Genomic DNA, 8,821 nt, shown 5'->3' with positions numbered 1-8,821 from the left:
GACGGTCGTTGCGACCAACCCCGGAACGGGAGCCGTGACGCCACGCGCTGCGGGGCCGTTACCCCGCAGCGCGCTCGCCAGCCGCATCAGCTTAAACCACAATCCTCAGAGACAACCCCGGACGTGTTCCGGGGTCCACTCCGCGACGAGGCGAACGGCCGGAGGCCCCAATCTCACGCCCGTGGCCCGGTGGACCCCGGAACAAGTCCGGGGTGACGGCGGATTTGGGGGCGGGGGCGGGGCACCGCTCACCACGCAGCTTGCGTTCAGGATCACAGGCGTAACGATTCGGCGAACGACGGGAGGATGGGCGATGCGCGGGTGGATGGCGATGGTGATCGGATCGGCGCTGGCCCTCCCCGCGCCCGTCACCGCCGAGACGCTGCGCGTCGAGGGCGTCTTCCCGGCGCAGGCGCGCGAGGCGAGTTTCCTGCCGACGATCGGCGTCGACGATGTCCGCGGCGATTTCGGCGCGGAGCTGGGCGATGCGATCGAACGGCGGCTGGCGACGCTGGGTCGCGACGGCGTGCCGCACGCGCAGCTGGTCGCGCCGGGCCTGCGCCCCGATGGCATGCTGGGCGGCCGCACCAGCCTGGCCGTGTCCGACAGCGATTATACCGAGACGCGCGAACGCTGCACCGAGAAGAAGGACGGCAAGTGCGTCGCGAAGCAGAAGTACCGCGTCGATTGCGTGCGGCGGTCGATCGGCTTTCACGCCGACCTGCGGCTGGTGCGGCGCAGCGACGGCGGCCTGCCCTATGCGGTGGCGAAGGCGCGCGACGACAGCCACAGCTGGTGCGAGGACGGCGGCGTCGCCAGCAACGTCGATTCGACCGTGCACTCGATGATCGAATCGATCGCCGCCGAAGTCCGGCTCGACCTCGCGCCGCATGCCGAAAGCTACACGATCCGCGTGCAGGAGAAGCGCGACGGCCTGCCGCCCGCGGTCGCGGCGCAGTTCAAACAGGCGGTGCGGCTGACCAAGACCGACGGCGCCGCCGCCTGCGCCGCCTTCGCCGCGATCGACCGGCAGGTGCCCGATCATGGCTCGACCACCTTCAACCTCGCTTTGTGCGCGGAAGCGGCGGGGCGCTACGCCGAGGCGGCGGATCGCTACACGCGGGCGCGGCTGTTCGCGCCGCGCGCCGGCGGCGAGGTGAGCAAGGGGCTGGGCCGCGTCGGGGCGCTGGCGGCGGGGGCGGAGGACGTCGCGGCGATGCGCCGCCGGCCGCCGATCCGCGGCACCGGGCTTTGACCGCAAGCCGCGGGATGAGACGCGCCGCCGAACTCCCTATCCGGGGTGCATGAGCGAGATCGATCAGGACGCGGCCTGGGCCGCCTTCGCCGCCCGCGACCGCGCGCAGGACGGCGCGTTCGTCGCGGCGGTGCGCACCACGGGCATCTATTGCAAGCCGAGCTGCCCGGCGCGCCACCCGCACCGCGGCAACGTCACTTTCCTGCCCAACGGGGCGGCGGCGCGCGCGGCGGGGTATCGCGCCTGCCGGCGCTGCAAACCCGACGACGTCAGCCGCGACAGTGCCGCGGTGGCGCAGGCGGTGGCGTTGATCGCCGCGGCGGAGGTGCCGATCGGGCTCGACGCGCTGGCGGCGCAGGTCGGCTATGCGCCGCATCATTTCCAGCGCCTGTTCAAGCGCGCGACCGGGGTGACGCCGGCGGCCTATGCGCGGGGCCTGCGCGCCGGGCGGGTGGCGGACGCGCTGCATCGCGAGGGCAGCGTGACCGAGGCGATCTACGACGCCGGGTATAACGCCTCCAGCCGCTTCTACGCCGATGGCGCGCGGCGGCTGGGCATGGCGCCGAGCGCCTGGGCGCGCGGTGGCGCGGGGGTGACGATCCGCTGGACGGTGGTCGCGACCAGCCTCGGCCCGCTGCTGATCGCCGCGACCGACAAGGGCCTGTGCCGGGTGGCGTTCGACGAGGATGCCGCCGCGCTCGCCGCACGCTTTCCGCAGGCGACGGTAGTGGCGGGCGACGCCGCGCTCGCGGCACTCGCGGCGGAGGTGGTGGCGCTGGTCGAGACGCCCGGCCGCGACGTCGCGCTGCCGCTCGACGTGCGCGGCACGGCGTTCCAGGAAGCGGTGTGGCAGGCGCTGCGGACGATCCCCGCCGGAGAGACGCTGAGCTATGCCGAACTCGCCGCCGCCGCGGGCCAGCCCGGCGCGGTGCGCGCGACGGGCACTGCCTGCGGCCGCAACCCGCTCGCCGTGGTGGTGCCGTGCCACCGCGTGCGCCGCAGCGACGGGGCGCTGGGGGGCTATGCTTATGGGGTCGAGCGCAAGCGGGCGTTGCTCGATCGGGAGGGGGAGTAGACGATCCGTTCGTGCCGAGCCTGCCGAAGCACAAGTCAGGCTCAGGGCGCACGGTGGGGACGAGTCAGAGCGTAACGCTTCAGTCCGCCGCCCCCTCCGACCCGCCACCGCCCGCCGCGACCGCCGCCGCACCGGTCTTGCCCGCATCGAGTGCCGCGAGCAGCTTGGCCGCCGGATTGTCCGCCCCGCTGTGCGCCGAATAGGCGAGCGGGCGCAGCGCGGTGCGGGCCTGGTCGAGCTTGCCGTCGAACAGCGACTGGGTGGCATAGGCATAGCCGAGGCCGGGGTCCTGCGGCACCAGCTCGTGCGCGCGGGCGAGCGCCGCCTTGGCATTGTCGGTCGGCTTGACGCCGGCCATGCCGAAGCTCGAATAATAGAGCAGCAGCGCATAGGCGTCGTCGGGGTCGAGTGCATTGGCCTTCAGCAGCCAGCCCCGCGCCTCCCGCCATATTGCGGGGTCGGTCGCCTTGGCGGCGCGCGCGTTGCGCAGATGGACCTGCGCCTTGTAGACCAGCGCCTGCGACGATTTGGGATCGGCGGCGAGCGCGCGGTCGGCCGCCGCTTCGGCCAGATCGTTGCGGCCCGCGTCGAGCGCCATTTCGGCGAGCCAGCCCTGCACGGTCGGATCGTCGGCGAAGCGTGCGCCGATCGGGATCGCGTCGGCGAGGATCGGCTGCGCGGTCGTGCGGTTGACCCCGCGGTCGGAGCGCATGCGCAGCGCGATCATCGCCTTCTCGCCCGGACGCAGCGCGCGTAGCGTCACCGTCGGCTGCGCGAGACTCGAAAGCGGGAAGCGGAACGCCGGCAGGGTCGATCCTTTGAGCCGTGCATCCATCTGGCGGTTGAGCGCCTTGAGGTCGCCGAACGCGCGCTGCGCCGCCTCGACGCCGGGCACGCCGTCGTTGAGCGCCTTGAGATAGGTCGGGAACTGCTTGCGCCGATCCATGTCGGTTTCGATCAGGTGGGTGAGCAGCCAGCCGCGCGCGTAGAGCGCCGCGGTCTGATCCTCGCTCAGCTTGCGCCGGTCTGCGGCGAACAGTTGCTCCGCGGTCATCGACGGCCCCAGCCGCAGCGTATAGGCGCGGTGCTGCGCCGCGGCGCCGACCCAGAAGACATCCTTGTCGAAGCGCACCGTCGACAGGAATTCGGCATAGCCTTCCGAAAACCACGCCGGATAGGCGGCGGCGAAATTGCCGAGCAGCAGGTGATGGGCATATTCGTGGAACAGCACGACCTGCGGCTGCAACCCGTTGACCCCGTCGCCGTCGCCGCGTCCGGGCGTGAAGGCGACCGATCCGCTGGCGCGCGGCAGATAGAAGCCGGCGATGTTGCTGCCGCCGCTGCCGAACAGCCGCCGCACCGCGGCGGCATCGCCGACGACATACACGGTCAGCTTGTTCGACTGCGCCTCGGGCGCGTCGGGCACGTCCTGGAAGAAGCGGAAGACGCCGTCGAACCGCTCCAGTTCCTCGGCCTGTCGCCGGACGCTGTCGGTGCTGCCGTTGGCGTAGACGATGAAATGCTTCGTCGTCGCCTCGATCCATTCGGCCCGCGCCGGCTGCGCCACCGCCAGCGCAGCCAATCCCGTGGCCAGACCGGTCCCCAGGCCGATCCGTCTTGCCGTCACGCGCATGCGTCCTCCCCCTCGACGGCGGGAGCCTAACCGGCCGTCCGGCGCCTGTCAGCCCGCGCGGTGGCAGGCATAGACCAATTTTTCGTTGGGCAGCGGCGGCAGCGCGGCGCGGATCGCCGCCTGTTGCTGCGCGAGGCGGTCGATCGCGACGGGATCGACGCTGCAGCGCTTGCCGCCGTCCTCGCCGCGTAAGCCGCGCATCTGCGCCATCGCCTGCGCGCCCAGCAGATAGCGCGTGCTGGTGTAGCGCCGGGTCGCGGGATCGAAGACCTGCACCGACACCGTCTGTTCGGCGTCGGGCACCAGGGCCCTTTCCCAGCGGTTGCCCGCCGGCTGATATTGCGTGCGGCCGTCGAGGCAGCCGCCGCGGCCCCAGTCGAGCGTGACGTCGGTGGTCGCCGACACGGTGACGCGGCTTTGTTCGGGCTGGAAGACGCAGGCGAGTTTGCCGAGCGGCGCATCGGGCACCGCCGGCCGCGCGACCGCCGCGACCGGCGGCAGCGCCGCCTCTCCCGACGGCCGCAGCACGAAGGTAACGATCGCGGCGATCATCACGACGCCGCCGACCCCCGCCGCCCACAATGCCGGCCGGCGCTGCCCGCGCGATTCGAGCAGCCCCGCGCCGCCGATGCCGAGCGCACCGAGCACCAGCAGCAGCCCGGCGATCGCCATGACGTTCTCGCGCCCCGTCTGCGCCGCCTCGCGGGCGCGGGCCAGCGCCTCCTCGCGGCCCATCGCCGCGCGCGTCGCCGCTTCGCGCGCATCGGTCAGCGCATCGGCGCGCGTCTTCGCCTCGGCATCGGCATCGGCACGCAGCCGTTCCTCGATCGAGGTGCAGGGCGTGCCGACGGTGGCGAAGGGCTGTTTCGCGCCGCGCAGGAAACCCGCCAGCTGCGTGTCGGCGATCGCGAAGCCGAACGAGCCGTCGCCCTCCTCGCCGCGGGTGATCGCCGAATTGATCCCGATCACCCGGCCGCAGCGGTCGAGCAGCGGCCCGCCCGAATTGCCACGCGCGATGCTGGCGGTGTGGAGCAGCACCTCCACCCCGGTCAGGCTGCGCCGGCCGGAGAACACGCCTTCCGACCGCACCGGCGAGGTCGGGCGGATATAGTCCGCCGCCGATTTGGCGGTGGCGAGGTCGACGTTGCCCGGATAGCCCAGCGCCACCACCGCATCGCCCTCGCTCACCGGCCCGGAATAGAGCGCGGCGGGCGGCAGCGCCGCGCCGGTGAATTCGATCAGCGCCAGATCGGCGCGTGCGTCATAGGCGATGACGCGGCCCTGGTAGCTCTTGTCGCCTTCCGACGGCACGACGCCGACGACGACATTGTCGGGATAGCGTTCGGCGAGGTCGACGACGTGCGCGTTGGTGACGATGCGATTGGGCGCGATCGCGACGCCGCTGCCATGGCCGAAGCCCACCACCTGCCCGTCGACCACCGCGATCGTGACGACGCGCACGACGCCGCGCGCGGTCGCGCCGATATCGTCCGCCGCCGCCGGATCGGCCCAGCCGAGCATCAGGAACAGGAGGAGCAGGAGCCGGCGCATGCGTGGCTTTCCGAACGGCAGCGACCGCCCGCTGTCAAGCGGATGGGCGCGCTCACGCAGGTTTGGTTAGGAAAATGTCAAACTCTGCCCCCTACGCCTTGCCGCAAGGTACAAGAGGTATGGCATGAGCGCGTTCGGGCGTCGTAGCGGAATGGGTGGCGGACAGCCGGCAAGGCCGGCCTTCGGCGTGGCGCGCCCGATGCAGGGCGGCGGCGCACCGCGGCCCGAGGAGCCGGCCCCCGGCAGCCAGTTCCCGCCGATCGAATCGGCGGTGCTGCCCGGCGAGGAAGGCCAGTCCGGCACGATGCCGGCGGGCACGCTCGACGCGATGCAGCGCCTGACCGACCGCCAGAACGCCAGCGGCGACGCCGGCAGCAGCCGCGGCGAGGGGTTCGAGGCATCGATCCACAAGATCAAGGAACAGGTGCTCCCCCGCCTGCTCGAACGCGTCGATCCCGAAGCGGCGGCGACGCTGGGCAAGGACGAGCTCGCCGAGGAATTCAGACCCATCATCGGCGAGGTGCTCGCCGAGCTGAAGCTGACGCTCAACCGCCGCGAACAATTCGCCTTGGAAAAGGTGCTGGTCGACGAGCTCCTGGGTCTAGGACCCTTGGAAGAGCTGCTCGCCGATCCGGCGGTCAGCGACATCATGGTCAACGGCCCCGACCAGACCTATGTCGAGCGCAAGGGCAAGCTGGAGCTCGCGCAGATCCAGTTCCGCGACGAGGAGCATCTGTTCCAGATCGCGCAGCGCATCGTCAATTCGGTCGGCCGCCGCGTCGACCAGACGACGCCGCTCGCCGACGCGCGCCTCAAGGACGGGTCCCGCGTCAACGTCATCGTGCCGCCATTGAGCCTCAAGGGCACGGCGATCTCGATCCGCAAGTTTTCCGCCAAGCCGATCACGCTCGACATGATGGCGGGCTTCGGCAGCATGAGCCCCAAGATGGCGACCGCGCTGAAGATCGCGGGCGCGAGCCGGTTCAACGTCGTCATTTCCGGCGGTACGGGTTCGGGCAAGACGACGATGCTCAATGCCTTGTCGAAGATGATCGACCCCGGCGAGCGCGTGCTGACGATCGAGGACGCCGCCGAACTCCGCCTGCAGCAGCCGCACTGGCTCCCGCTGGAAACCCGCCCCGCGAACCTCGAGGGTCAGGGCGAGATCAGCATTCGCGACCTCGTCAAGAACGCGCTGCGCATGCGTCCGGATCGCATCATTCTGGGCGAAATCCGCGGGTCCGAATGTTTCGACATGCTCGCCGCGATGAACACCGGCCACGACGGATCGATGTGTACGCTCCACGCCAACTCGCCGCGCGAGGCGCTGGCCCGCATGGAGAACATGGTGATGATGAGCGACATCAAGGTGCCCAAGGAGGCGATCAGCCGCCAGATCGCCGATTCGGTCGAGCTCATCATCCAGGTGAAGCGCCTGCGCGACGGTTCGCGCCGCGTCACCAACGTCACCGAGGTGATCGGCATGGAAGGCCCGGTGATCGTCACGCAGGAGCTGTTCAAGTTCGAATATCTCGACGAGAGCGCCGACGGCAAGATCATCGGCGAATACCGCTCGATGGGCCTGCGCCCCTACACGCTCGATAAGGCCAAGCAGTTCGGGTTCGACAGCGCGTATCTGGAAGCCTGTCTTTGAGGATTGCCGGGCGGTATTGAAGCGTCGTGACGCACACCTCCACCGTTCGCCCTGAGCCTGTCGAAGGGCCTGTGTCTCCAGGTGCGTCGACAGGCTCAGCACGAACGGTGGAAGAGATGTCGGCCACCGCCTACTGGCACCGCATCACCGCCCGCCCCCTCCCCTGGCTCCTCCTCCTCGCCGCGATCCTGCGCGCGATCGCGGCGTTCCAGCCGGGGTTTCATCACCCCGACGCGATCTACCAATATCTCGAACCCGCGCACCGGCTGCTGACCGGCGATGGCGTCGTCACCTGGGAATGGCGCGTCGGCATGCGCAGCTGGCTGTTGCCGGCGCTGCTGACGCTGCCGATGGCATTGGGCGAGGCGTTGGGGCAGGCGGGACCGTGGCCGGTCGCGCTGCCGCGGCTGGCGATGGGCGCGGCGTCGCTATCGATCGTCTGGTCGGCGTGGACGCTGGGCTGCCGCCGCTCGCCGACCGCGGGGCTGCTCGCCGGTTTCGTCACCGCGACGTGGTTCGAATGTGTCTATTTCGGCGTGCAGACGCTCGCCGAGCCCGCCGCGACCGCCGCCGTCCTCCCCGCCGCGGTGCTGCTCACCGCCGTGCGACCGACGCGGCGCAATGCGGCGCTGGCGGGCGGCCTGCTCGCCTTTGCGGTACTGATGCGACCGCATTATGCGCCGAGCGCCGCCGCGCTCGTCCTCGTCGCCTGGTGGCCACGTTTCAGGTTCGGGCGCGATGCCCTGCCACTATGGGCCGCGCTGATCGGCGGCGGGCTGGCGATGGCGGCGATCGGCGCGGGCATCGATATCGCGACCGGCGCGACGCCCTTCGCCTGGATCGTCGAGAACGTCCGCCAGAATATCGTCGGCGGCGTCGCCGCGCGCTACGGCGTCGCGCCACCGCTGCAATATGTCACCTGGCTGATGCAGGTCTGGATCGTCTGGGCGATCCCGCTCGGCATCGGCGTCTATGCCGGCTGGCGGGCGTGCCCGGCCTTGCTCGCCACGGCGGTCGTCACGATCGGCGTGCACAGCCTGATCGGGCACAAGGAGTATCGCTTCGTCTATCTCGCCATCGTCGCGCTGCTGATCCTGTCGGCGATCGGCTGGGCCGAGCTTGTCCGCCGCGTGCGCGAGCGCCGGAATATCGCCACGATCGCTCTTTTCGTCGCCTGGGGTCTTGCCGGCAGCCTGCTCGCGCTCGGGCCGCTCGCCCGTGCACATCGCGAAGAGGGCGTGCCGGGATCGAAGGTGTTCGCCGCGCTGCGCGCCGATCCCGCGACCTGCGGCGTCGCGTTGGTCCATGGCGCCAGCTATGCCGACCTGCCGGGCAGCGCGGCGCTGCGCCGCGGCACGCCGCTCGCAATGTTCTGGATCGACGATCCGGTCGCGACGCACGGCGCCTCGCCCTGGGTGGCGATGGCGCGCCATCAGGCGGGGTTCAACCGGATCGTCGGCTCCGTCCCGCGCACCGGCACGCCACCACCCGGCTATCGTACCGTGATGTGCGAGGATGCGACGACCGTCATCGGCCTGTGCCTCTACGCGCGGCCGGGACCGTGCGCCGACACCCACGCCTCGCCCTTCCTGCTCAATCGCGTGCTCGCGCGGCGGGGTTTCTAGCCGCCCGGCGATTCGCTCGCTAGGGTGG

At 70.9% G+C, this 8,821-nt stretch carries 6 protein-coding genes; 4 read left to right on the top strand and 2 right to left on the bottom strand.

From position 1 onward, the window contains the following. Nucleotides 1-313: 313 nt before the first annotated feature. Complete coding sequence (locus M9979_RS16450; protein ID WP_254290447.1) at nucleotides 314-1,255, top strand: hypothetical protein; 942 nt, start codon at nucleotides 314-316, stop codon at nucleotides 1,253-1,255. Nucleotides 1,256-1,304: 49 nt separating this feature from the next. After that, nucleotides 1,305-2,330, top strand: coding sequence for a bifunctional DNA-binding transcriptional regulator/O6-methylguanine-DNA methyltransferase Ada (ada, locus tag M9979_RS16445; RefSeq protein ID WP_254290446.1), 1,026 nt, complete (start codon nucleotides 1,305-1,307; stop codon nucleotides 2,328-2,330). A 79-nt stretch (nucleotides 2,331-2,409) separates the two neighbouring features. Here the strand turns inward: ada and M9979_RS16440 are convergent, their stop codons facing one another. Then, entirely contained in the window at nucleotides 2,410-3,963 is a 1,554-nt protein-coding gene (locus M9979_RS16440) for a tetratricopeptide repeat protein (protein WP_254290445.1), read from the bottom strand. A gap of 48 nt (nucleotides 3,964-4,011) precedes the next feature. Further along, nucleotides 4,012-5,514 (bottom strand): S1C family serine protease, encoded by a 1,503-nt coding sequence (locus M9979_RS16435; RefSeq protein WP_254290444.1) that lies wholly within the window; start codon nucleotides 5,512-5,514, stop codon nucleotides 4,012-4,014. Between the two features lie 124 nt (nucleotides 5,515-5,638). Here M9979_RS16435 and M9979_RS16430 point away from each other — a divergent pair, with 124 nt between their 5' ends. Both M9979_RS16430 and M9979_RS16425 read left to right on the top strand, forming a co-directional pair. Beyond that, nucleotides 5,639-7,168 (top strand): TadA family conjugal transfer-associated ATPase, encoded by a 1,530-nt coding sequence (locus M9979_RS16430; protein ID WP_254290443.1) that lies wholly within the window; start codon nucleotides 5,639-5,641, stop codon nucleotides 7,166-7,168. A gap of 116 nt (nucleotides 7,169-7,284) precedes the next feature. Continuing rightward, on the top strand, nucleotides 7,285-8,793 hold the full coding sequence (locus M9979_RS16425) for a glycosyltransferase family protein (RefSeq protein ID WP_254290442.1): 1,509 nt from the start codon (nucleotides 7,285-7,287) through the stop codon (nucleotides 8,791-8,793). The last annotated feature ends 28 nt before the right edge of the window (nucleotides 8,794-8,821 follow it).

The sequence above is a fragment of the Sphingomonas liriopis genome, from assembly GCF_024211255.1.
Lineage (GTDB): Bacteria > Pseudomonadota > Alphaproteobacteria > Sphingomonadales > Sphingomonadaceae > Sphingomonas > Sphingomonas liriopis.
The sequence above is the reverse complement of the archived record's forward strand: the minus strand, read 5'-3'. Positions and strand labels throughout refer to the sequence as shown.

Coding starts and splice junctions, on each gene's coding strand:
- M9979_RS16450 (WP_254290447.1), top strand. CDS start 314: ATGCGCGGGTGGATGGCGATGGTGATCGGATCGGCGCTGGCCCTCCCC.
- ada (WP_254290446.1), top strand. CDS start 1,305: ATGAGCGAGATCGATCAGGACGCGGCCTGGGCCGCCTTCGCCGCCCGC.
- M9979_RS16440 (WP_254290445.1), bottom strand. CDS start 3,963: ATGCGCGTGACGGCAAGACGGATCGGCCTGGGGACCGGTCTGGCCACG.
- M9979_RS16435 (WP_254290444.1), bottom strand. CDS start 5,514: ATGCGCCGGCTCCTGCTCCTCCTGTTCCTGATGCTCGGCTGGGCCGAT.
- M9979_RS16430 (WP_254290443.1), top strand. CDS start 5,639: ATGAGCGCGTTCGGGCGTCGTAGCGGAATGGGTGGCGGACAGCCGGCA.
- M9979_RS16425 (WP_254290442.1), top strand. CDS start 7,285: ATGTCGGCCACCGCCTACTGGCACCGCATCACCGCCCGCCCCCTCCCC.